Here is a 21962-nt window from a genome sequence, read left to right on the forward strand (position 1 = left end):
GTTACTATCACAATGTCGAAGCACTAGCCGAAGCGCGCCAAAAACTCCTCGGCCACACCGACGACGCGTTCGCGATCCCGTTCCACCAGCCCGATCCGCGTCCGCCGATCGACGATGTCGCCGACCTCGAGCGCGCCCTCGTGCGTCACCGCATATTCGAACTCTGCGCGGGTCACATCGATGCCCTCCGCGACCGGGTCGGTGGGCCGCTCGCAGGCGGCGACGGCCAGGACGTTGGCCGCCTCGGCGCCGAACCGCGCCACCACCGACGCGGGCAGTTGCGCGCGCAGCCCCGTGCGCGCGCCGATCAGCGGCAGGTTGCGGGTCCGGCACGGCCCGGCGCGCAGCCCGCGCAGGCTCACCGTCCGGTCCAGGACGTCCTCGGCCATGTAGCGGTATTCGGTCAGCTTGCCGCCGATCACGCTGATCACGCCGGTGTTCGATTCGACGACGGCGTGGTCGCGCGACAAGTCGGCGGTGCGGCCCTCGGAACCGGCGGCGCCGGTGTCGATCAGGGGCCGCAGCCCGGCGTAGGCGCCGATCACGTCGCCGACCCCCAGCGACACGCCCAGCGCGGTGTTCACCGTGTCGAGCAGGAACGCCGTCTCCTCGGCCGACGGCTCGGGTACGTCCGGGATCGGCCCGGGCGCGGCTTCGTCGGTCAGCCCGAGGTAGACGCGCCCGAGTTGCTCGGGCATGGCGAACACGAACCGGTTGAGCTCGCCGGGGATCGGAATGGTCAGCGCCGCGGTCGGATTCCCGAAGGCGGCGGCGTCGAAGACGAGGTGGGTGCCCCGGCTGGGCCGCAACCGCAGCGCGTCGTCGATCTCGGCCGCCCAGACCCCGGTCGCGTTGATGACCGCGGCGGCCGACACGTCGAACGACTCCCCGGTGCGCCGGTCGGACAACCGCACCGAGCTGCCGGTCGCCTGCGAGGCGGCGACGTACGTCAGGATCCGCGCGCCGTGGCGCGCCGCGGTGCGCGCGACGGCGGTGACCAGCCGGGCGTCGTCGATCAACTGCCCGTCGTAGGCCAGGAAGCCGCCGTCGAGGCCGTCGCGGCGAACGGTCGGCGCCATCTCCACGACCCGTCGCGTCGGGACGCGGCGGGACCGGGGCAGCGTCGACGACGACGTCCCGGCCAGCGCCCGCAATGCGTCGCCGGCGACGAACCCGGCGCGGATCAGCGCGCGCTGGGCGCGGCCCATCGACGGCAACAGCGGAACCAGCTGCGGCATCGCGTGCACGAGATGAGGGGCGTTGCGCGACATCAGGATTCCGCGCTCGACGGCGCTGCGCCGGGCGATGCCGATGTTGCCGCTCGCCAGGTAGCGCAGGCCGCCGTGCACGAGTTTGGAGCTCCAGCGGCTGGTGCCGAACGCCAGATCGTGCTTCTCCACCAGCACCACCCGCAGTCCCCGCGACGCGGCGTCCAACGCGATGCCCGTTCCGGTGATGCCGCCGCCGATCACGACGACGTCGACGGGCTCGCCGTCGGCGAGCGCGGCGAGGTCGGCGGCGCGGCGGGTGGCGTTCAGAGCCGCATCGGTCACGAGAGGTATCCGTTCAGGGCGTGGGCGAGTTCGGCGTCCAGCGCGCCGGCGTCCAGGATCGGCCGGACGATGCGCTCGGACTGGATGGTCGACTGGGTGATCAGCAGGACCATGGTGGCCATCTGCAGGGGGTCGCCGGCGCGGACGCTGCCGTGGCGCTGGGCGACGCGCAGCCGCTCGGCCAGGGCGTCGATGAGCATGTGCTGGCTGGTCCCGAGGCGCTCGGTGATGTAGATCGGCGCCAGCTCCGAGTGCAGCACCGACATCACCAGCTTGTCCCGGCGCAGGAGGTCGGCGACCGTGATGATCTGCCGCACCAGCGATTCCCGGTCCTCCCCCAGCAGCGGCGCGTCTCGCATCACGTCGGTGATGTGCCGCGTCAGCAGCGCCGCCACGATCGACGGCGTGTCCGGCCAGCGGCGGTACACGGTCGGCCGGCTCACCCTCGCGCGCCGCGCGATCTCCGCCAGCGTCACCCGGTCGACGCCGAAATCGACCACACAGCTGGCGGCCGCCGCGAGGATCCGGTCCGCGGTGTCTGCGTTACTGATTGACAGCATGTGTAATACTGTAACGCATGACCAACCGCGAGGCACTCCTGCCGCCAATGAAATGGAACGCATGGGGGGACCCCGCGGCGGCCAAGCCACTGTCCGAGGGCATCCGGTCACTGCTGAAACAGGCTGTCGGCGTGGAGGATTCGACTGAGCCGGAGCTGCGGCCCGAGCAGGTCCGGGTGCGCCCGTCGGCGCTGTTGGACGACGACCGGCGGGCGCTGGCCGCGATCGTCGGCGACGAGTACTGCCGCGCCGACGACCTCGATCGGTTACTGCACGCCGGCGGCAAGTCGACGATCGACCTGCTGCGCCGCAAGGACACCGGGGTGCAGGACGCGCCCGACGCGATCCTGCTGCCCGCCGACGACGAGGCCGTCGCGGCCATCCTGCGTTACTGCTCCGAGCACTCGATTGCCGTGGTCCCGTTCGGGGGCGGCACCAGCGTGGTCGGTGGCCTGGACCCGATCCGCGACGGGTTCCCCGCGGTGGTGTCGCTCGACCTGCGCCGCTTCGACCAGCTCATCGAGCTCGACGAGGACTCCGGCCAGGCCGTCTTCGGGGCGGGCGTCACCGGCCCGGAGGCGGAGCGCCTGCTTGGCGCCCAAGGGTTTTCGCTCGGGCATTTCCCGCAGAGCTTCGAGTACGCGACGGTCGGCGGGTTCGCGGCGACGCGGTCGTCCGGGCAGGACTCGGCGGGCTACGGCCGCTTCAACGACATGGTCCGCGGGCTTCGGTTGGTCACGCCCACCGGCACGCTCGACCTGGGCCGCGGACCCGAATCCGCCGCCGGCCCCGACCTGCGCCAGCTGGCGATCGGCTCGGAGGGTGTGTTCGGCGTCATCACCCGGGTGCGGCTGCGCGTCCATCGGGCCCCGGAAGCCGTCCGCTACGAGGCGTGGTCCTTCCCCGACTTCGAGACCGGCGCCGCGGCCCTGCGCGCCGTCACCCAGACCGGTACCGGCCCGACGGTCATCCGGCTGTCCGACGAGGCCGAGACCGGAGTCAACCTCGCCACCACCGAGTCGATCGGCGAAACGCAGGTCACCGGCGGCTGCCTGGCCATCACCATGTTCGAGGGCACCACGGAACACGTCGCGAGCCGGCAGGCCGAGACCGCCGCCCTCCTCGCCGCGCGGGGCGGCACGTCGCTGGGCGAGGGGCCGGCCCAGGCGTGGGAGCGGGGCCGGTTCGGCGCGCCCTACCTGCGCGATTCGCTGCTCGCGGCCGGGGCGCTCTGCGAGACCCTCGAGACGGCCACCGACTGGTCCAACATCCCCGCGCTCAAAGCCGCCGTCACCCAAGCGCTTACCGACACCCTCGCCGGAACCGGAACACCCGCGCTGGTGATGTGCCACATCTCGCACGTCTACCCCACCGGCGCGTCCCTGTATTTCACCGTCGTCGCCGGGCAGCGCGGCAATCCGATCGAGCAGTGGCGGGCCGCCAAGCGGGCCGCCACGGACGCGATCGTCGCCGCCGGCGGGACCATCACCCACCACCACGCGGTCGGCGCCGACCACCGGCCCTGGATGCTCGACGAAGTGGGCGAGCTCGGGGTGCGGGTACTGCGGGCGGTCAAGGCGACGCTGGATCCCGCCGGAATCCTGAACCCGGGCAAGCTGATTCCGTGACTGAGCGACATCCGCGCGAGATAAGCAAGGTGATCGCCCTGACCAATCCGGTGTCCGGGCACGGCGCCGCCATCCGCGCGGCCGAACGCGCGATAGCGCGACTGCACCACCGCGGCGTGGAGGTCGTCGAGATCATCGGCGACGACGCGCAAGACGCGCGCTACCTGGTGGGCGCCGCGCTGGACAAGGGCGCCGACGCGGTGATGGCAACCGGGGGCGACGGCGTCGTCTCCAACGTCCTGCAGGTCCTCGCGGGCACCGGCGTCCCGCTGGGCGTCGTCCCGGCGGGCACCGGCAACGACCACGCGCGCGAATTCGGAATCCCCACGGGCGATCCCGAGGCCGCCGCGGACGTCGTCGTCGACGGCTGGACGGAAACCATCGACCTGGGCCGGATCCGCGACTCCACCGGCGCCGAGAAGTGGTTCGACACCGTCGCGGCCACCGGATTCGACTCACTGGTGACCGATCGCGCCAATCGGATGACCTGGCCGCACGGGCGATTGCGCTACTACCTCGCCATGCTGGCCGAACTTTCGCAGCTGCGGCTGCTGCCGTTCCGGATGGTGCTGGACGGCGGACGGGTGATCGAGGCCGACCTGACGCTGGTGGCGTTCGGCAACACCCGCAGCTACGGCGGCGGGATGCTGATCTGTCCCGGCGCCGATCCCGCCGACGGCCTGCTCGACATCACCATGGTCCACTCGGCGTCCCGCACCAAGCTGGTCCGCCTGTTCCCGACGGTGATGAAGGGGACGCACGTCAACCTCGACGAGGTCAGCACGGCGCGCGCAAAGTCGATCCACGTCGAGTGTCCGGGGATCAACGTCTACGCCGACGGCGACTTCGCGTGCCCGCTGCCCGCCGAGATCACGGCGGTCCCGGGCGCCCTGCAGGTGCTACGGCCCCGGGTCTCCGCACACCATTAGGCGATGCTCGAATGCGCTATCGCATTCAGCGGTTGTCGATGAGTCCGCCGGCCGGCTATCCGACTATCCGACGCCCCGGGTCAGCCAGGCCACCTCGCCCGCGTCGCCGCCGTCTCGGTACACCTCGAGCGCCTCGTCCCACGCCGTGCCCAGCACCGAGTCCAGCTCGGCGGCCAGCGTGTCGGCGCCCTGCGCCATCATCGACCGCAGCCGCATCTCGCCGACCATGACGTCGCCGTTGGCGCTCATCGCCCCGCTCCACAGGCCGAGCTGCGGGGTGTGGCTGAATCGATGGCCGTCCACGCCCGGGCTGGGGTCCTCGGTGACCTCGAACCGCAGCACCGACCAGGAACGCAGGGCGTTCGCCAGCCGGCCGCCGGTCCCGACGGGCCCGACCCAGTTGGTGACGGCGCGCAGCTGCCCGGGCATCGCCGGCTGCGGGGTCCAGACCAGGTTGGCCTTGGATTGCAGCGTCGACGACAACGCCCACTCGACGTGTGGGCACACCGCCGCCGGCGAGGCGTGGATGTAAACCACGCCGGTCGTCACGTCGGAGAATTGATTCGACGCACGCATTTCTGCTCCTTCAGTTCCACGAGGGACGTCTTCCCCAACGACCTGGCGGACCTGACAAGCAGATGCTGCTCACTTATTTTGTGTGTCGTGCGTGTCTATTGTGCCTCGTGATACCCATGTTGCGCTAGTGTGCGTTTTTCACCGTCTGAATAGGGCGAGGACCGCGTCGGAAAGCGCAGGCCAGGGCCGCAGCGCCCATTCTCCGAAGTCACGGTCGGTCAGCACCACCAACGCCAGCCCGGCCTCGGGATCCGCCCAGATGAACCCGCCGGCCTGCCCGAAATGGCCGTACGTGCGGGCCGAGTTGCGCGCGCCCGTCCAGTGCGGCGACTTGCCGTTGCGGATCTCGAAACCCAGCCCCCAGTCGTTGGGCCGTTGGACGCCGTAGCCCGGCAGCACGCCGTCCAGGCCGGGAAATTGCACGGTCGTCGCCTCGGCGTGCAGCTGCGCCGACACCGTCAGGGGCCGCAGCAGGTCGCCGGCGAACGCCGCCAGGTCCGCCACCGTCGAGGTCGCGCCGAATCCGGCGGCCTCGGTGCCGCCGTTCAGCCGGGTGGCGACCATGGCCAGGGGCTCACACACCGCCTCGGTGAGGTACCGGCCGAATTCGATCTCGGACTCGCGCTCCACCGCTTGGGCCAGCACGGTGAACCCGTAGTTGGAGTACATCCGCCGGGTGCCCGGCTTGGCCAGCACCTTGTCGCCGTGCATCGCCAGGCCCGACGCGTGGGCGAGCAGGTGCCGGATCGTGGCGCCGGGGGGCCCGGCGGGGGTGTCGAGTTCGACGACGCCCTCCTCGACGGCGACGTGCACGGCGCGGGCCACCAGCGGCTTGGTCACCGACGCGAGCTCGAATACCCGCGCGGTGTCGCCGTGGCTGTCCAGGATCCCGTCCGGCCCGACAACCGCGGCCGCGACGGCGGTGACGGGCCACTCGTCGACGGCGTTCAGCGCGCTCGTCATTTACGGGCGATGTAGTAGTTGTTGAAGGGGTCCGCCTCGGTCTCGGCGACCCGCACGTCGCCGAACCCGGCGTCGGCCAGCATCGCGATGGCCCGCTGAGCGCCCCAGGCCGCGCCCAGCCCGGCGCCGTCCAGCGCCAGCGACACCGTCATGCAGTGCATCAGCGAGACGGTGTAGAGGTAGATGCCCATCGGCATGCCGACGTTGTCCTCGAGCCGGCTGGACGCCTTGATGTCGGCCATCAGCAGGACGCCGCCGGGGCGCAGGGCGCGGTGGATGTTCTCCAGCACCCGGTCCGGCTGCGCCTGGTCGTGGATGGCGTCGAACACGGTGATCACGTCGTAGGTGTCGCGCTTGTCGAGCTGCGCCAGGTTGTGGCTCTCGAAGCGCACGTTGCTCAGCCCCAGGCCCCCCGCCTCGCGGACCCCGACCGCGACGGCCTCGTCGCTGAAGTCGACGCCGGTGAACCGGCTCGCCGGAAAGGCCCGCGCCAGCACGTTGACCGCATGGCCGCTGCCGCAACCGAAGTCGGCCACGTCGGCCCCCGAACGCAGCCGTTCCACGAGGCCGTCGGCCAGCGGCAGCACGACGTCAACGAGCGCGCGGTCGAATACCGCGCCGCTCTGCTCGGCCTGCAGCGTGTGGAAGCGGGGAAACGCGCTGTAGGGCACGCCGCCCCCGCGGTGGAAGCACCCGACGACCTGCTGTTCGACCTCGGCGAGCAGCGAGATGAACTGGGCCATCATGGCCAGGTTGTCCGGTCCCGCGGCGCGGGTGAGCGCGCCCGCCCGGTGGCCCGGCAACGAGTAGGTGCCGGCGTGCGGGTCGTAGTCGACGACGTGCCCGGTGGTCATGCCGCCCAGCCACTCCCGCACGTAGCGTTCGTCGAGGCCGGCGGCCTCGGCAATGCGTGCGCTGGTGGCGGGCGGCATGCCGGCCATCGTGTCGAAAAGGCCGGTCTGATGCCCGATGCTCAGCAACAGCGTCAGGCTGGCGGCGTCAATGGCCGCGACCATGCGCTCGGTGAACTCGGAGGCGCTCTCGGGAGCCGTCACGCTCAGCGACGCTACACCGAGCGCCCGTCACGCCGGACGGGCTCGGCGCCACCGGCGCAGCACCGCGCGGCGGCCGACGATAGGTTGGAGTGCATGAGTCAGACAGTGCGCGGCGTGATCTCACGCAAGAAGGGCGAACCCGTCGAATTGGTCGACATCGTCGTCCCCGACCCCGGGCCCGGCGAGGCCCTGGTGGACATCATCGCGTGCGGGGTCTGTCACACCGACCTGACCTACCGCGAGGGCGGGATCAACGACGACTACCCGTTCCTGCTGGGCCACGAGGCCGCCGGGACGGTCGAGGCCGTCGGGCCCGGCGTCACCGCGGTGGAGCCTGGCGATTTCGTGATCCTCAACTGGCGCGCAGTCTGCGGCCAGTGCCGGGCGTGCAAGCGCGGCCGGCCGCACCTGTGCTTCGACACCTTCAACGCCGCGCAGAAGATGACGCTGACGGACGGCACGGAGCTGACGCCGGCGCTGGGCATCGGGGCGTTCGCCGACAAGACGCTGGTGCACGCCGGCCAGTGCACCAAGGTCGATCCCGCCGCCGACCCGGCCGTCGCGGGCCTGCTGGGCTGCGGGGTGATGGCCGGCATCGGCGCGGCGATCAACACCGGCGGGGTCACCCGCGACGACACGGTCGCGGTGATCGGCTGTGGCGGCGTCGGCGATGCCGCGATCGCCGGCGCGGCGCTGGTCGGGGCACGGCGCATCATCGCCGTCGACACCGACGACGCCAAGCTGGACTTGGCTCGCAAGTTCGGCGCCACCCACACCGTCAACGCCCGCGAGGCCGACGTCGTCGAGACCATCCAGGAGCTTACCGACGGCTTCGGGGTCAACGTGGCGATCGACGCGGTCGGCCGGCCCGAGACGTGGAAGCAGGCGTTCTACGCCCGCGACCTCGCCGGAACCGTTGTGCTGGTCGGGGTTCCAACCCCGGACATGAAGCTCGAAATGCCGCTGATCGACTTCTTCAGCCACGGCGGGGCGCTGAAGTCGTCGTGGTACGGCGACTGCCTGCCCGAGCGCGACTTTCCCACCCTCATCGACCTCTACCTGCAGGGCCGGCTGCCCTTGGAGCAGTTCGTCTCCGAGCGCATCGGCCTGGGCGACGTCGAGGAGGCGTTCCACAAGATGCACGGCGGCAAGGTGTTGCGCTCGGTGGTGCTGCTCTGATGGTGAACATCGAGCGGGTGGTGACGCACGGGACCTTCGAACTCGACGGCGGCAGTTGGGAAGTCGACAACAACATCTGGTTGGTCGGCGACAACTCCAACGTCGTGGTGTTCGACGCCGCCCACGACGCGGCGCCGATCGTCGAGGCCGTCGCCGGCCGACATGTGGTCGCGGTCGTGTGCACGCACGGGCACAACGACCACGTCACCGTCGCGCCGGAACTCGGCAAGACTCTCGACGCGCCGGTGCTGCTGCATCCGGCCGACGAGGTGCTGTGGCGAATGACGCACCCGGACAGTGACTTCCGCCCGATTTCCGACGGTGAGACGCTCGCCGTCGGCGGGACGGAGCTGCGGGCGCTGCACACGCCCGGTCACTCCCCCGGATCGGTGTGCTGGTACATCCATGACCTGGGGGTGGTGTTCAGCGGCGACACGCTGTTCGCCGGCGGCCCCGGCGCGACCGGACGCTCCTACTCCGACTTCCCGACGATTCTGGAGTCGATCTCCGGCCGGCTCGGCAAGCTGCCCGGTGAGACGGTCGTGTACACCGGCCACGGCGATAGCACCACCATCGGCGACGAGATCGTGCACTACGAGGAGTGGGTGGCCCGAGGCCACTGAGCTTTGGCTGTAAGGCAGCGATAACGCGGCACATGGCCGGCTGGCGCCTGCGGCGCCGCGTTGGGCTCGACGCGCCGAGCCACGTGAGTGTGCGCTGACGGCTTCCCGTGTGCATCCAGGGCGCACACTTCCCGAATTTCCAACTCTGGCTACACACTGAAATGCCAGGACGCACACTCGATCGTGCACTACGGGGCGTGGGCGGCCCGAGGCCACTGTGCTTCGACGGCCTCACAGCGAAAACGTGGCAGGCAGCTGGCTGGCGCCGCCGGCATTCGCGCCGGGGGCGCTACCGCGCCACGCCGTTCGAGTGTGCACTGACGGCTTCCTGTGTGAATTCAGCGCGCTCATTCACCGGATTTCCCGCCCTGGGTTCACACTCAAATGTCTGGTGGCACACCTAAAGCAGTCGACGCGCACCGGAAGCCCCGGCCGGTGCCCGAGGCGCACACTCAACGCCCCAAGCACCCGGCCTCCCCGGGTCACACCCGAAGCGACTCAGCCCTCGTCAAGAATTCGCCGCTTCTCCGCCTCGAACTCCGCCTCGGTCAAAGCGCCCGAATCACGCAACGCGGCAAGCGTTTTCAGCCGATGCAGGCGCACGCCCTCTCCGCTGGGCTCGTACGGTGCGCCCGGTGAGACCTGAAACGCCGGCGTGGTCGACAGCACCGCCCTGCGGCGGGCACGGGCCAGCCAGATGCCCGACAACACCGCGGCGCCCAGGCCCACGACGAACAGGCCCACGGACAACCACACCAGATGTCCGGTGGAACCCTTGTGGCCGAACGCCAGCCGCGGATCGATGTACCCGTTGACCTGGCCGTCGGTGGTGACGTGGTACACCCCGGCGGCGGCGATGTGGGCCACCCACACCCGCACGTGCGAATCGTTGTTGACCGTCGTTGTGCCGCCGATGTTTTCGGTCATCACCGGCTGCGCGACGCCGTCGGGCGGGACGATCGTGACGCCCAGCGGCGGCACCGGCAGGCCCCCGCCACTGGGGCTGCCGATCACGATGGTGTGGAAGCTGACGGTGACGTCGCCGGCGGGCAGGTTAAGGCTGCCCGACCCCGGCACCGACACCTCCCCGTACTGGTTGTACTTGTCCAGGAAGAAGGCGTTGAGCACCAGGGTGATGATGAAGCCGGCGAGCGCCGCGACCATGACCGCGATGGCGACGGCCAGCGATATCTTGGCGAGCCGTCTGCTGCTCATCCAGGCAGTGTGTCACCGCCGGCGGGGCGGCGCCAGCGAACGACCGCGGCGCCGAGCACCGCGAACGCCACCACCGGCACCCAGTCGCCCAGCCGTTGGTACCAGGTGGTCGTCGACCCCAGCGGCACGTCGACCACGACGGCGCCGCGAAAGCCCGCCGGGCACCACGCCAGCCGGTGCCCGCGCGCGTCGAAAGCCGAACTGTCGCCGGACAATCCGGCGTGCACGGCCGGCCGGCCGGCCTCGACGGCGCGCACCGCGGGCTGGGCGGCCAGCTGCGGCTGCGCCCAACTGCCCTGGAACGACGACGTGGAGCTCTGATAGGCCAGCAGCGCCGCCCCCAGTTGCGCCTCGCGGCGGGCCAGGTCGGGGAAGACGGCCTCGTAGCTGATCAGCGCCCCGATCGGCAGCGCGCCGGCGCGCAGCACGACGGGCCCGGCGCCGGGCTGCCGGTCCTCGGCGGCGGCCTTGCTGCCCCGGGTGACCCATCCGAAAAGCGGTCGCAGCGGCACGTATTCGCCGAACGGAACCAGCCGGGTCTTCTGATAGCTACCCGCCAGCCCATCCGGCCCGATCAGGACAGACGACTTGCGGATCCGCCCGTCGGGCGCCCGGGCGTCGACGTTGACCAGTACGTCGGCGCCCACCCGCCGGGACAGCTCGACGAGGCGCGCCAGCGCCTCGGGGTGACTGTCCAGGTCCTGCCCCACGCTGCTTTCGCCCCAGACCACCAGGTCGGGCCGCCGGCCCACCAGCGTCGCGGTCCACAACTCGCCGGCTCCCTGCCGGGCGTCCGAGTCCGCGATGTCGCCGGGCTGCACCAGCGCCACGCGTAAAACCGGTCCCGCACCCGGGTCGGGCCCCAACAGGTACCACAGCGGGCCGACCGCCACGGACATCGCCAGGCACATCAGCGCGCCCAGGCGGCCACCACCGGCCAGCAGGCCGGCAAGGGCGGTATTGGCCGCCACCACAAGAAAACTCGTCAGCCACACCCCACCCAGCGACGCCGACGCCAGCGTCACCGGCTGGCTCGCCTGCGATGCGCCGAGCGGCGCCCACGAGCCGCCCAGCGGCGGCCAGGAGCGCGCCACCTCCGCCGCCACCCACGCGCTCGGCAGCGCGACCAGGGCGACGGTTGCCCGCCCGCCGCCGACCGGGGCGGCCAGCAGCCGGTGCGCCAGCCAGCCCCACGGCAGCCACAGCGCGCCGAGCCCGGCCGCCAGCACCGGCAGCAACAGCCCGGCGCTGCCCGCCAGCCAGTACTGGGTGGTCAGCACGAACGCGGTCGCCCCGAGCCAGCCTCGCGCCGCGCCGTCCCCCGGCCCGGGCGCGGTTCGCACCAGCCACAACAGCGGGACCACGCCGAACCACGCCACGAACCACCACGCCGGAGCGGGAAACGCCAGCGCGGGCAGCGCGCCGGCGACGAACGCCGCCACGGCGCCGCGGACGCGCTCGGGGTTCGCGGACGGCGGCATAAGGAGCACACTAGGACGTGCTCATTACCGGTAAGGAGTGATACGCATGCCCCACGATCTCGTCGCCACCGTGCCCGACCTGTCGGGGAAGCTGGTGGTCGTCACAGGAGCCAACAGCGGCCTGGGGTTCGGGCTGGCCCGGCGGCTGTCGGCCGCGGGCGCCGACGTCGTCATGGCGATTCGCAACCGCGCCAAGGGCGAGGCGGCGATCGAGGAAATCCGCCAAACCGTTCCCGATGCCAAGCTGACCATCAAATCGCTCGACCTGTCGTCGCTGGCGTCGGTCGCCGCCCTGGGTGAGCAGCTCAACGCCGAGGGCCGCCCGATCGACATCCTGATCAACAACGCCGGCGTCATGACCCCGCCGAACCGCGACACCACCGCCGACGGGTTCGAATTGCAGTTCGGCAGCAACCATCTCGGGCACTTCGCGCTGACCGCCCATCTGCTCCCGCTGCTGCGCGCCGCCACCCGCGCCCGCGTCGTCTCCCTGAGCAGCCTGGCGGCCCGCTACGGCAGCATCCACTTCGAGGACCCGCAGTTCGAGAAGTCCTACTCGGCCAATGCGGCTTACGGCCAGTCGAAACTGGCGGTGCTGATGTTCGCCCTCGAGCTCGACCGGCGCAGCCGGAAGGCTGGCTGGGGCATCGTCTCCAACGCCGCGCATCCCGGGCTGACCATGACCAACCTGCAGATCAGCGGGCCGTCGCACGGGCTCGGGAGGCCCTCGGTGATGGAACGCCTGTACAAGGCGTCGTGGCGGTGGGCGCCGTTCCTGTGGCAGGAGATCGACGACGGGATCCTGCCCGCGCTGTACGCCGCGGCCACCCCGCAGGCGGAAGGCGGCGCGTTCTACGGCCCCCTGGGGCTCCTCGAGGCAGCCGGCGGGGGCGTGAAGCCCGCCCACATACCCAAGCGCGCCCGCAACGGGGCCGACTGCCGGCGGCTGTGGGACCTCTCCGAGCGGCTCACCAAGGTCAGCTACCCGGCGTCGGACTGACTATCGTTGGTGCATGCGGCCGGAGCCCCGTCTGCCCGATTCGGGCCCCCAATCGAGCATCGTGGTCCGGCCGGAACCTACGCACAGCGCGACGTACACCCACTCGTCGCGGCTGCAGGCCGCCGGATTGGCGCAGGCGATCGCGCTCCTGCAGCGGGCCGCCGAGCAGGTGCCGCTGCCCGCACCCCCGCAGCCGATCATCGTCGCCGACTACGGCGCCGCCAACGGGCACAACTCGTTGCGGCCGATGGCCGAGGCCATCGCGGTGCTGCGTCGACGCACCCGGCACGACCACGCAATCCTGGTGGCGCACACCGACATTCCTGACAACGACTTCAGCGCCCTGTTCCGGACCCTGGAGGAAGATCCGGACAGCTACCTGAGCAAGGACACCGCGAGTTTCGCCTCGGCGATCGGCCGGTCGTTTTACGGCCAAATCGTGCCGTCCAAGACGGTCAACCTCGGCTGGTCGTCGTGGGCGACGCAGTGGTTGAGCCGGGTCCCCTGCGCGGTCGACGACCACGTGCACGTCGCCTACGGCCACGACGACGCCGCGTTCTCGGCCTACGCCGACCAGGCCGCGCTGGACTGGCACAACTTCGTCGCGTTCCGCGGCCGCGAGCTCGCCACGCACGGGCGGCTGGTGGTGCTGACGCTCGGCGTCGACGAGGATGGCAGCTTCGGCTTCGCCACCTTGCTGGACGCCATCCTCGCGGCGCTGGAGGACCTGGCCACCGAGGGGCTTCTGCACCGGGACGAATTGCGGCGCATGACAATCCCGACGTTCGGGCGCGGCGAGAAGGAATTCCGCGCGCCGTTCGCCCCGAGCGGGCGGTTCGAGGGATTGACCATCGACCATCTCGAGGCGTTCATCGCGGAGGACCGGTTCTGGGCGCGATTCCAGGTCGACGACGACGCCCACGCCTTCGCCGCCCAGTGGGCCGCGTTCGCGCGGGCCGCGCTGTTCCCGGCGTTGGTGCGTGCGCTCGACATCCGGACCGGCGATCCGCGGGCGGTCGAATTCGTCGACCGGCTGGAGACCGGCCTCGCCGCTCGGCTCGCCGGCGCGCCCGAGCCGATGCGCATCCCGCTGGCCCTGGTGTCGCTTGTCAAGTTGCGCTGACGAGAGTTTCGACACAACACCGCAATGGGTAATCGCCCTGGTGTCGGAACTGCGACTCTGAGGGGGTAGGTGCATGACCGTGCAGGACGACAAAACCGCTGGTCACGACGACGAGCGGAAGTCAGCCGAAGGCGAAGAAGACCAGGACGAGCGGGCGGCGACCGAAAAACCCGAGCCCGACGAGGACGACAAAAAAGCGGCCGCCGAAATGATGGAGGCCTATAAGGAGAAGCCGACCATCGTGCTCCCAGGCTCCAGTGGCATGGTCTCGGGTACCGCCGTCAACGAATGGCTGGACGACGACGGCAACCCCAAGTTCGAAGTTCCCGAAGACGCCGACTCCGACCTCAAGTCGAAGGCGGAGGAAATGCAGAACGACGAAGAGCACAAGAAGCGGATCGAGGAGGACAAGGCCCTCAACGACAAGCTTCGCGAAGCCGCGGCCGAGGAGAACAAAGGCGAAAAGTCCTGAGCTAGAGGCTCTTAACGCCCGATCGGGCCGACTCCGAATTCCTGCAGGATCTGGTTGATCTTATCCAGGCCGGGGATCGGCTCGTTGACCCCGGGGATCGGGGGCAGCGCCGGGATCGCCGGGGCACGCGGGATCCTCGGGGCCGGCGCGGCGACCGCGGGCGGCTCGGCCTGCGGAGTGGCGGGCGGTGCCGTGGTCGTCGGGGTTTCGGTCTCGGCGGGCGGGTTGGTGTCGGTGACCGAGGGCGGCGGGGCCTCCTGCGTCGGGGCCGGGCTGGGCGGCGGCGCCTGTGACGGGGCCGAGGGTGCCGACGTGGTGGTTCTCGGGGGCGGCGCGGTCGTGGACATGCTGCTCGGGCGCAAGGCGAAGATCATCGCGACCCCCGCGACCAGCAGCGCGAGCACCACCGCGATGACCGCCAGGGGCGGGCGCCGAAGCCGGCGCCGCTTCTTCGGCTCCGCGTCCGGCTGGGGAGTCGGCTCGGGGGCCGGGGGCGCGGACTCCTCGGGAGGCAGCGTCGCGCGGACTAGCGTGTCCCCCACTGGCACGGGCCGCACCCGGGGTTCGCTGCGGCGCGGCCACGCCAACGCGGTCGGCTCGGGATGGACCGGCGACGCGGGCGCCGCCACGGTCGGCACCGCGGCGGGCCTCGCCATCGTCGCGCCGGCCTCGTGCGGGCGGCGCGCCGCGCGCAGGGCGGCGCCGACGGCCGGCGTCAGCTGTGGGCGCTCCCGCGAGACGACCGGGACCCGCAGGCGCCCCGCCAGCGCCCTGGTGACCGCCGGGACGTTCGCCACACCCCCCACCGTCACGACCGCCGCGAGATTCCGAACGCCGTTGCGCGACAACGTTTGTTCGAGCACGGCCAGGAAGTTGTCCAGCGAGTCGCGGATCACTTCGTCGAGTTCGTGCCGGGTGAGCCGGAAGTCGCCGTGCATGCCCGGCAGCTCGTCGGTGAGCGTCGCCAACGTGCTGGACGACAGCTGCTCTTTGGCGCCGCGGCATTCCGCCCGCAGCCGGCTCAGCGAGCCGCTGGCCAGGGTGGTCGACGGATCGAAGGAACCGGTGCCGGGCAGGTGTCCCATGACGGCGGTCAACAGCGCCTGGTCGATCAGGTTGCCGGAGAAGTCGTGATAGCGCACCGTCGGCGCCAGCGCCCGGTAGTCGCCCGCGGCGTCCATCAGAGTGATGCTGGTTCCGGTGCCGCCGAAGTCGCAGACAGCGACCGTGCCCGGGGTCCCTGACGTCCCGATGGCCGGCAGGCCGGGGTTGGCGCGCGCCGCGAAGAGGGCCGCCGCGGCATCGGGGATCAGCACCAGCGGGGCCGCCCGGTTCGACCACTCGGCCACCCGACTCAGCGCGGCGCCCAGGGCGTCCACCACGCGGGAATCCCAGTGCGCGGGATAGGTGACGGCCACGCTGTCGGGCAGGGCGCGGCCACCGGTCGCGGCGTAGGCCAGCGCGCGCAACCCGTCGGCGATCAGGGCCTCGGGGCGGTGCACCGAGCCGTCGGCCGCCACGATGCCGGCCGGGTCGCCCACCCGGTCCACGAAGTCGGTGATCACCAGGCCGGGCTCGTCGAGCCGGGGATTCTCCGAGGGCACGCCGACCTCCGGTGGGCGCTCCCGGTAGAGCGTGAGCACGGGCTTGCGGAGGACGGCGTTCTCGGCGGTCACGACCGCCAGGTTGGTGGCACCGATCGACAGGCCCAGTGCCGGTGTCGCTCCGTCGGCCATGTTCCTACCCCCGTCCTCGGCGTCCCGCGGCCTAATCCATAGACAATCTCAGCAATTGCTGGGTGCCAGCTGTGTAGAGCATGGACCGCGGCTGTGGGCGCCGTCAGCGGATGGTGCCCACACCCGCGATCAGCGGCAGGTCGAGCGGCGTCACCCAGCCCGGGCGCAGGTCGTTGACGGCCGGCACGGCGTTCAGGGCCCGCATCCCGGTCGCGAGACATCCCGCCGTGGCCGGGTCGCGGCCGGAGCCGTCGGTGAACCGGAACGCCGTCTCCTGGAAGATGCTCGGCGTGCCCTCGATGTCCACGCGGTAGACGTCGTCGTCGTGGCCGGACGGCCAGTCCGGGGCGGCGTCGTGGCCGATGCGGTTGACGTGTTCGAGCTGGATGCGTGTCTCGCCCTGGTAGACCCCGTTGATGGTGAACCGGACGGCCGCGACGTGGCCGGGTTGGATGACGCCCTTGACGGTCTTGCGCTCGGTCGGCGTCACCCACTTGTCCCACGTCGTGGTGATCTCGTCGAGCATGATGCCCGCGGCGTGGGCGATCATCGGCACCGTCGCGCCCCAGGCGAAGATCAGCATGTTGGAATCCTGCAGCAGCGGCGTGTATTCGGGCTCGCGGCCGATGCCCATCTCGACCTCGTAGTCGCCCTCGTAGTTGGTGTAGTCCAACAGCTCCGAGGCCCGCACCCGGCGCACCTCCGAGCACAGGCCCATCAGCGTCATCGGGAACAGGTCGTTGGCGAAGCCGGGGTCGATGCCGGTGGTGAAGCAGGACGACTCGCCCAGCTCGCAGGCCTCGGTGATGGGCTGGATCCACTGCGGCGGGTTGAGGTGCATCGTGGGCCACACCCACGGCGTCATGGCCGTCGAGCAGACGTCGATGCCGGCCCGCAGGAAGCGGGTGATCAATTCGATGTTGTCCTTGGCGTGCATGGCCGTCGGGCCGTAGTGCACCAGCGCGTCGGGCTTGAGCGCGATCAGCGCGTCGACGTCGTCGGTGGCGACGATCCCGGTCGGCTCGGGCAGCCCGCAGATATCGGCGACGTCGCGGCCCACCTTGTCGGGGTTGCTGACGCCGACGCCCACCAATTCGAACAGCGGATGCCTGACGATCTCGGCGATCACCATCTTGCCGACGAAGCCGGTACCCCATACCACCACACGCTTTGACGTCATTGTCACCTTCCCGTCCGGTCCCCGCTTCACCCTAAGCGGACGGCGGGTTCGGGAGCTAGCATCTGGCGGGTGCGCAACCGGCCGGCCTGGCTCACCGGAAACGTGTGGGTGCTGTCGCTGGTGTCGCTGCTGCAGGACGCGGCAAGCGAGTTGCTCTATCCCCTGCTGCCGCTCTACCTGACGACGGTGCTGGGCGCGCCGCCGTCGGTGGTCGGCGCGGTGGAGGGCGCCGCGGAGGGCGCGGCGTCGTTGACCAAGGTGGCGTCGGGCCCGCTGGGCGACCGGTTCGCGCGCAGCCGGCTGATCGCGACGGGCTACGGCATGGCCGCCCTGGGCAAGGTGATCGTCGCCGCCGCCGGCGCGTGGCCCGGTGTCTTGCTGGGCCGGGTCGTCGACCGGCTGGGCAAAGGGCTGCGCGGTGCGCCTCGCGACGCGTTGCTGGTGGACGGCATCGAGCCGGCCCAGCGCGGCCGGGTGTTCGGGTTTCACCGCACCATGGACACGCTGGGGGCGGTCATCGGGCCGCTGCTCGGGCTGGCCGGATACGAGCTGTTCGGGCACCGGATCGGCCCGGTGCTCTATCTGGCGGTGATCCCCGCGGTGCTCAGTGTGCTGCTGATCGCCTGGGTCCGCGAGCGACCGCGCGAGGTGCCGATCTCCTCGCGGCTATCGCCGTTCGCCGGGGCCCGGCGGCTGCCCCGCCGCTACTGGGAGGTCGTCTGGTTCCTGGTCGCGTTCAGCGTCGCCAACTTCCCGGATGCGCTGCTGTTGTTGCGGCTCAAGGAGATTGGCTTCTCGGTCGTCGGCGTCATCCTGGCCTACGTCGGCTACAACGCGGTCTACGCGGTGACGAGCTTTCCCGCCGGGTTGCTGGCGGATCGGTTCGGCCGGCCGGTGGCCTACGGGGCTGGGCTGGTCTTCTTCGCCGTCGGCTACCTCGGCCTGGGCCTGACCACGAGCACCGCGGCCGCCTGGGGGCTGATCGCCGCGTACGGCATGTTCACCGCCTGCTACGACGGCGTCGGGAAGGCTTGGATCTCAACGCTTGTCGGGCCCGAGCTGCAGTCCAGCGCGCAGGGGATCTTCCAGGGGCTGAGCGGGTTTGCGGTGCTCGCCGCGGGGCTGTGGGCCGGCTTTCTGTGGGGCGCCGACGGGCGGCTGCCCCTGCTCGTCTCGGGCGGGGTGGGCGCGGTGTTCGCCGTCGTCCTGCTCGGCGCCGCGGCGAGGCTTCCGTCCGAGCGCACCGGGTGACACGATGAGGCTCATGACCAGTCACCTCAGGACCCCCTCGATCCTGTTCGCCGTCGGCGTCGGCGTCGCGACCGCGTGGGCCGGCGTGGCCCATGCCAACGACTTCCCGCAGGTCCGCTACGAGGTGACCGGCAGTTCCCCCGTCGCCGAATTCATCTCGTACCAGACTGACGGCGGCCAGCTGCGGGCGGTGAACGCCAAGCTGCCGTGGTCGGCGCAGTTCACCGGTTTCGGCGGGCAGGTGTTCGTGCTCAGCGCGCAGGCGCCCGGCTCGATCTCGTGCCGCATCCTGATCGACGGCCGATCGGTGAAAGACGCGACGGCGACGGGGACACCCGCCCGCACCGTCTGTACCCAGTGAGCCGCTCGGTCTAGGCTCTCCGTTCGTCACCTCTCTTCAGCGGCGAAGGAGCGGCCCCCGTGAGCCTCAAGACCGGTATCGCACCGCGGACCAACGGGGCGCCCCCGCCCGAGATCCCGCTCTCCGACGTCCAACTCGGGTCGCTAAAGTTCTGGGCCCTGGATGACGACTACCGCGACGGCGCCTTCGCCACCCTGCGTCGCGAAGCCCCGCTCGCGTTCTGGCCCGCCATCGAGATGGAGGGGTTCACGGCGGGTGACGGGCACTGGGCGCTGACGCGGCACGACGACGTGCACTTCGCCAGCCGTCACCCGGACATCTTCAGCTCCAGCCCCAACATCACAATCAACGACAACGCCCCCGAGATCGCGGAGTACTTCGGCTCGATGATCGTGCTCGACGACCCGCGGCACCAGCGGCTGCGCTCGATCGTCAGCCGGGCGTTCACCCCGAAGGTGGTGGCCCGCATCGAGGCATCGGTGCGCGAACGCGCCCACCGGCTGGTCGCCGACCTCATCGCCAACCACCCCGACGGCGAGGCCGATCTGGTGAGCGAGCTCGCCGGTCCCCTGCCGCTGCAGATCATCTGCGACATGATGGGCATCCCCGAGGACGACCATCAGCGAATCTTTCACTGGACCAACGTGATTCTCGGCTTCGGCGACCCCGACCTGACGACGGACTTCGAAGAGTTCCTCAAGGTCTCGATGGACATCGGGGCCTACGCCACCACCCTGGCCGAGGACCGCCGCGTCAACCACCACGACGACCTCACCACCAGCCTGGTCGAGGCCGAGGTCGACGGCGACCGGCTGTCGTCGTCGGAGATCGCGTCCTTCTTCATCCTGCTGGTGGTCGCCGGCAACGAGACCACCCGCAACGCGATCAGCCACGGCGTGCTGGCCCTGTCCCGCTACCCCCGGCAGCGCGACAAGTGGTGGTCCGACTACGACGGCCTGGCGCCCACCGCCGTGGAGGAGATCGTGCGGTGGGCCTCGCCGGTCGTCTACATGCGGCGCACCCTGACCCAAGACTTCGAGCTGAGCGGCGTGCGGATGGCCGCCGGCGACAAGGCCACGCTGTGGTACAACTCCGCGAACCGCGACGAGTCGAAGTTCGCCACCCCGTGGGCCTTTGACGTCGCGCGCAACCCCAACCCGCACCTGGGCTTCGGGGGCGGCGGCGCCCACTTCTGCCTCGGCGCGAACCTGGCGCGCCGCGAGATCCGGGTGGTCTTCGACGAGTTGCGCCGCGAGATCCCTGACATCGTCGCGATCGAGGAGCCGTCGCGGCTGCTGTCGCAGTTCATCCACGGGATCAAGAGGCTGCCCGTCGCCTGGACTCCCCCGCCCGGTTCCTAGGCCATACGCTGGGCCCCGTGACCATTCCGGAGTTTCCCGCGGCCGACGTGCTGGCCGCCCGCGAAAAGCTTGTGCTCGACCACTTCCACGACGAGGTCCGCCAGGACTGGGACGACGTGCTGGCGACCTTCCCGCATCCGCGCTACGAGCTGATCCCGCAGATGATCGTTCACGACGGCGACCGGGCGGTGCGAGACTACTACGCCTACACGCGGACCGCGTTCCCCGACCAGGATCACGAGATCATCGCGCTGCGCCACACCGCCGACGCGGTGATCGTCGAGTTCTGGCTGATGGGTACGCATCTGGGTTACCTCGGCAAGGTCCCGCCCACCGGCAGCCGTTTCCGGGTCCGCATGACGGCGTACTTCGTCTTCGATGAGGCGGAAACCCTGGTCTGCGAACGCATTTACTTCGACACGCTGACCATGATCAAGCAGCTGCTCGGCGGCCTGGACATGAAGAGGCCGGCGAACTGGCTGCTGGCCGCGCGCTGCGCGCGCGGCTTCCTGTCGATGTCATCGGAAAAGCCCGACCCGGCGCTGCTCAGTGCCTAAACTCTCCGCATGCGGGGCCTTCATGCGTTGTGCGGCCTGATCGCGGCGGCGCTCCTGGCGGCACAGGCCACCGCCGCCGCCTCACCCCGGGATCCGCAGATCGAGAAGTGGATCGATCTTCAGGTCGGCCAGTGCGTGAGCGACCTCCCGCCGCCCGACCTGAGCCGGGTGACCGTGACGGTGGTCGACTGTGCGGCAGCGCATCTGGCCGAGGTGTACCTGCGCGCGCCGATGGCCGTCGACACCGCGATCGCCACCGTTGCCAACCGGGACTGCGCCGCCGGGCTCACGCCCTACACCGGCCAACCGGTCGACCGAGGGCCGTTCGCGATCAGCTATGTCATCGACTCCAACCAGGACCGGACCGGGGCCAACCCGACGCCGAGCACCGTCATCTGCCTGCTACAGGCGGCCAACGGCCAGCCCCTGATCGGATCGGCGCGCCGCTAGCAGCCGAGTTGTGTTGCCAGGTCCAGGAAGTCGGACGCGTTGACGTCGAACTCGTCGGCGTAGGCCGTGTCGGCGTCGCCGCCCGGACCGAACTCCAGCGGCCGCGCGACGAACGCGGTCGCGAAGCCGAGTTGGCCCGCGGCGCGGATGTCGTACTTGTGGCTCGCCACCATCATGATCTCGGCGGGCTCCAGGCCAAGATACGTCGCGGCCATGCGGTAGATCGCCGGGTCGGGCTTGAACACCCCGGCCATCTCGGCGGCGAAGACGGCGTCCCACGGCAGCCCTGCCAGCTTGGAGATGCTGATGACCGCCGACACGTCGGCGTTCGACAGGGTCGCCAGCGTGTAAGAGCCCTTCAGCCGTAGCAGCCCCGGCACCGCGTCGGGCCATGGCCTGAGCCGCTGCCATGCCAGCGTCAGCTCGTCGCGCTCCCCGGCCGACAACCCGCGGGCGCCGCAGTCGTCGAGGACGGAGTCCAGCGCGTCGCGGTACACCGAGCGCACCGAGATCCACCCGCTGTGCCGCCCCTGCGCCACCTCCAGCGCGGTGAAGTAGCCTGCGCGCCAACGCCGCACCACCTCGGCCCAGTCGACGCCCGTCAAACGGCCGCCGATCCGCTCCGCCTCCGAGCACACCGTTGAAAAGAAATCCGTCGCGGTCCCCTGCACGTCGAACAACAGCGCCTTCACCACAACGGCCAATCTAC

General features: G+C 70.7%; 22 protein-coding genes. 12 read left to right on the forward strand and 10 right to left on the reverse strand.

The features are described 5' to 3' along the window. Positions 1–23 precede the first annotated feature (23 nt). Both G6N56_RS06010 and G6N56_RS06015 read right to left on the reverse strand, forming a co-directional pair. Complete coding sequence (locus tag G6N56_RS06010; protein ID WP_408632664.1) at positions 24–1553, reverse strand: glycerol-3-phosphate dehydrogenase/oxidase; 1530 nt, start codon at positions 1551–1553, stop codon at positions 24–26. Continuing rightward, on the reverse strand, positions 1550–2113 hold the full coding sequence (locus G6N56_RS06015) for a TetR/AcrR family transcriptional regulator (protein WP_085254602.1): 564 nt from the start codon (positions 2111–2113) through the stop codon (positions 1550–1552). Before G6N56_RS06015 ends, G6N56_RS06010 begins: the two co-directional genes overlap by 4 nt. Before the next feature lie 47 nt (positions 2114–2160). Between G6N56_RS06015 and G6N56_RS06020 the strand changes: the two genes are divergently transcribed. Together G6N56_RS06020 and G6N56_RS06025 are read left to right on the forward strand one after the other, a co-directional pair. After that, complete coding sequence (locus G6N56_RS06020; RefSeq protein ID WP_142280490.1) at positions 2161–3741, forward strand: FAD-binding oxidoreductase; 1581 nt, start codon at positions 2161–2163, stop codon at positions 3739–3741. Beyond that, positions 3738–4670: a diacylglycerol kinase gene (locus tag G6N56_RS06025; protein WP_085254600.1), complete on the forward strand. Its 933-nt coding sequence runs from the start codon at positions 3738–3740 to the stop codon at positions 4668–4670. Before G6N56_RS06020 ends, G6N56_RS06025 begins: the two co-directional genes overlap by 4 nt. A gap of 63 nt (positions 4671–4733) precedes the next feature. Here the strand turns inward: G6N56_RS06025 and G6N56_RS06030 are convergent, their stop codons facing one another. From G6N56_RS06030 to G6N56_RS06040, 3 genes are all read right to left on the reverse strand, one after another. Then, complete coding sequence (locus G6N56_RS06030; RefSeq protein WP_085254599.1) at positions 4734–5246, reverse strand: DUF3145 domain-containing protein; 513 nt, start codon at positions 5244–5246, stop codon at positions 4734–4736. A gap of 138 nt (positions 5247–5384) precedes the next feature. After that, positions 5385–6209: a serine hydrolase domain-containing protein gene (locus G6N56_RS06035; protein ID WP_085254598.1), complete on the reverse strand. Its 825-nt coding sequence runs from the start codon at positions 6207–6209 to the stop codon at positions 5385–5387. Further along, positions 6206–7225: a class I SAM-dependent methyltransferase gene (locus G6N56_RS06040; protein ID WP_142280489.1), complete on the reverse strand. Its 1020-nt coding sequence runs from the start codon at positions 7223–7225 to the stop codon at positions 6206–6208. The genes G6N56_RS06035 and G6N56_RS06040 overlap by 4 nt, the downstream gene beginning before the upstream one ends. A gap of 132 nt (positions 7226–7357) precedes the next feature. Here G6N56_RS06040 and G6N56_RS06045 point away from each other — a divergent pair, with 132 nt between their 5' ends. Then, positions 7358–8443 (forward strand): S-(hydroxymethyl)mycothiol dehydrogenase, encoded by a 1086-nt coding sequence (locus G6N56_RS06045; protein WP_085254596.1) that lies wholly within the window; start codon positions 7358–7360, stop codon positions 8441–8443. Continuing rightward, positions 8443–9066 carry an MBL fold metallo-hydrolase gene (locus G6N56_RS06050; protein WP_085254595.1) on the forward strand — a complete coding sequence of 208 codons (624 nt, stop codon included), beginning with the start codon at positions 8443–8445 and terminating at the stop codon, positions 9064–9066. The genes G6N56_RS06045 and G6N56_RS06050 overlap by 1 nt, the downstream gene beginning before the upstream one ends. Before the next feature lie 498 nt (positions 9067–9564). On the opposite strand, the gene G6N56_RS06055 is transcribed toward G6N56_RS06050, so the two are convergent. Together G6N56_RS06055 and lnt are read right to left on the reverse strand one after the other, a co-directional pair. Beyond that, complete coding sequence (locus G6N56_RS06055; protein WP_085254594.1) at positions 9565–10281, reverse strand: SHOCT domain-containing protein; 717 nt, start codon at positions 10279–10281, stop codon at positions 9565–9567. Beyond that, the gene (gene lnt / locus G6N56_RS06060; RefSeq protein ID WP_085254593.1) at positions 10278–11762 is read right to left on the reverse strand and encodes an apolipoprotein N-acyltransferase; all 1485 of its coding nucleotides are present in this window, start codon (positions 11760–11762) and stop codon (positions 10278–10280) included. The genes G6N56_RS06055 and lnt overlap by 4 nt, the downstream gene beginning before the upstream one ends. Positions 11763–11808: 46 nt before the next feature. Between lnt and G6N56_RS06065 the strand changes: the two genes are divergently transcribed. The 3 genes from G6N56_RS06065 to G6N56_RS06075 all read left to right on the forward strand — a co-directional run bounded on the left by G6N56_RS06065 (position 11809) and on the right by G6N56_RS06075 (position 14357). After that, positions 11809–12762, forward strand: a complete 954-nt coding sequence (locus G6N56_RS06065) for an SDR family oxidoreductase (protein ID WP_085254592.1) — start codon at positions 11809–11811, stop codon at positions 12760–12762. A gap of 13 nt (positions 12763–12775) precedes the next feature. Further along, positions 12776–13885 carry a class I SAM-dependent methyltransferase gene (locus tag G6N56_RS06070; protein ID WP_085254591.1) on the forward strand — a complete coding sequence of 370 codons (1110 nt, stop codon included), beginning with the start codon at positions 12776–12778 and terminating at the stop codon, positions 13883–13885. Between the two features lie 73 nt (positions 13886–13958). After that, entirely contained in the window at positions 13959–14357 is a 399-nt protein-coding gene (locus tag G6N56_RS06075; protein WP_085254590.1) for a hypothetical protein, read from the forward strand. Between the two features lie 11 nt (positions 14358–14368). On the opposite strand, the gene G6N56_RS06080 is transcribed toward G6N56_RS06075, so the two are convergent. Next, a complete protein-coding gene (locus G6N56_RS06080; RefSeq protein WP_085254589.1) occupies positions 14369–16093 on the reverse strand; it encodes an Hsp70 family protein in 1725 nt (574 codons plus the stop codon). A 103-nt stretch (positions 16094–16196) separates the two neighbouring features. Next, positions 16197–17273 (reverse strand): NAD(P)H-dependent amine dehydrogenase family protein, encoded by a 1077-nt coding sequence (locus G6N56_RS06085; protein WP_085254588.1) that lies wholly within the window; start codon positions 17271–17273, stop codon positions 16197–16199. 69 nt (positions 17274–17342) lie between these two features. Here G6N56_RS06085 and G6N56_RS06090 point away from each other — a divergent pair, with 69 nt between their 5' ends. The 5 genes from G6N56_RS06090 to G6N56_RS06110 are packed head-to-tail and all read left to right on the forward strand — an operon-like array spanning position 17343 to position 21253. Next, on the forward strand, positions 17343–18524 hold the full coding sequence (locus tag G6N56_RS06090; RefSeq protein WP_142280487.1) for an MFS transporter: 1182 nt from the start codon (positions 17343–17345) through the stop codon (positions 18522–18524). Positions 18525–18537: 13 nt separating this feature from the next. Further along, positions 18538–18885 carry an MmpS family transport accessory protein gene (locus G6N56_RS06095; protein WP_180150494.1) on the forward strand — a complete coding sequence of 116 codons (348 nt, stop codon included), beginning with the start codon at positions 18538–18540 and terminating at the stop codon, positions 18883–18885. A gap of 59 nt (positions 18886–18944) precedes the next feature. Next, positions 18945–20246 (forward strand): cytochrome P450, encoded by a 1302-nt coding sequence (locus tag G6N56_RS06100; protein WP_085254585.1) that lies wholly within the window; start codon positions 18945–18947, stop codon positions 20244–20246. Positions 20247–20263: 17 nt separating this feature from the next. Further along, positions 20264–20803 (forward strand): ester cyclase, encoded by a 540-nt coding sequence (locus tag G6N56_RS06105; protein WP_085254584.1) that lies wholly within the window; start codon positions 20264–20266, stop codon positions 20801–20803. A gap of 9 nt (positions 20804–20812) precedes the next feature. Beyond that, positions 20813–21253, forward strand: a complete 441-nt coding sequence (locus G6N56_RS06110; RefSeq protein ID WP_085254583.1) for a hypothetical protein — start codon at positions 20813–20815, stop codon at positions 21251–21253. On the opposite strand, the gene G6N56_RS06115 is transcribed toward G6N56_RS06110, so the two are convergent. After that, on the reverse strand, positions 21250–21945 hold the full coding sequence (locus G6N56_RS06115; RefSeq protein WP_408632692.1) for a haloacid dehalogenase type II: 696 nt from the start codon (positions 21943–21945) through the stop codon (positions 21250–21252). The genes G6N56_RS06110 and G6N56_RS06115 overlap by 4 nt on opposite strands. Positions 21946–21962: the final 17 nt, after the last annotated feature.

This window comes from Mycobacterium saskatchewanense, from assembly GCF_010729105.1.
GTDB lineage: Bacteria > Actinomycetota > Actinomycetes > Mycobacteriales > Mycobacteriaceae > Mycobacterium > Mycobacterium saskatchewanense.

Excerpts from the sequence above, each read along its gene's own strand:
- G6N56_RS06015 (WP_085254602.1), bottom strand. The coding sequence starts at position 2,113 with ATGCTGTCAATCAGTAACGCAGACACCGCGGACCGGATCCTCGCGGCG.
- G6N56_RS06020 (WP_142280490.1), top strand. The coding sequence starts at position 2,161 with ATGAAATGGAACGCATGGGGGGACCCCGCGGCGGCCAAGCCACTGTCC.
- G6N56_RS06030 (WP_085254599.1), bottom strand. The coding sequence starts at position 5,246 with ATGCGTGCGTCGAATCAATTCTCCGACGTGACGACCGGCGTGGTTTAC.
- G6N56_RS06035 (WP_085254598.1), bottom strand. The coding sequence starts at position 6,209 with ATGACGAGCGCGCTGAACGCCGTCGACGAGTGGCCCGTCACCGCCGTC.
- G6N56_RS06040 (WP_142280489.1), bottom strand. The coding sequence starts at position 7,225 with ATGGTCGCGGCCATTGACGCCGCCAGCCTGACGCTGTTGCTGAGCATC.
- G6N56_RS06045 (WP_085254596.1), top strand. The coding sequence starts at position 7,358 with ATGAGTCAGACAGTGCGCGGCGTGATCTCACGCAAGAAGGGCGAACCC.
- G6N56_RS06050 (WP_085254595.1), top strand. The coding sequence starts at position 8,443 with ATGGTGAACATCGAGCGGGTGGTGACGCACGGGACCTTCGAACTCGAC.
- G6N56_RS06055 (WP_085254594.1), bottom strand. The coding sequence starts at position 10,281 with ATGAGCAGCAGACGGCTCGCCAAGATATCGCTGGCCGTCGCCATCGCG.
- lnt (WP_085254593.1), bottom strand. The coding sequence starts at position 11,762 with ATGCCGCCGTCCGCGAACCCCGAGCGCGTCCGCGGCGCCGTGGCGGCG.
- G6N56_RS06065 (WP_085254592.1), top strand. The coding sequence starts at position 11,809 with ATGCCCCACGATCTCGTCGCCACCGTGCCCGACCTGTCGGGGAAGCTG.
- G6N56_RS06070 (WP_085254591.1), top strand. The coding sequence starts at position 12,776 with ATGCGGCCGGAGCCCCGTCTGCCCGATTCGGGCCCCCAATCGAGCATC.
- G6N56_RS06075 (WP_085254590.1), top strand. The coding sequence starts at position 13,959 with ATGACCGTGCAGGACGACAAAACCGCTGGTCACGACGACGAGCGGAAG.
- G6N56_RS06080 (WP_085254589.1), bottom strand. The coding sequence starts at position 16,093 with ATGGCCGACGGAGCGACACCGGCACTGGGCCTGTCGATCGGTGCCACC.
- G6N56_RS06085 (WP_085254588.1), bottom strand. The coding sequence starts at position 17,273 with ATGACGTCAAAGCGTGTGGTGGTATGGGGTACCGGCTTCGTCGGCAAG.
- G6N56_RS06095 (WP_180150494.1), top strand. The coding sequence starts at position 18,538 with ATGACCAGTCACCTCAGGACCCCCTCGATCCTGTTCGCCGTCGGCGTC.
- G6N56_RS06110 (WP_085254583.1), top strand. The coding sequence starts at position 20,813 with ATGCGGGGCCTTCATGCGTTGTGCGGCCTGATCGCGGCGGCGCTCCTG.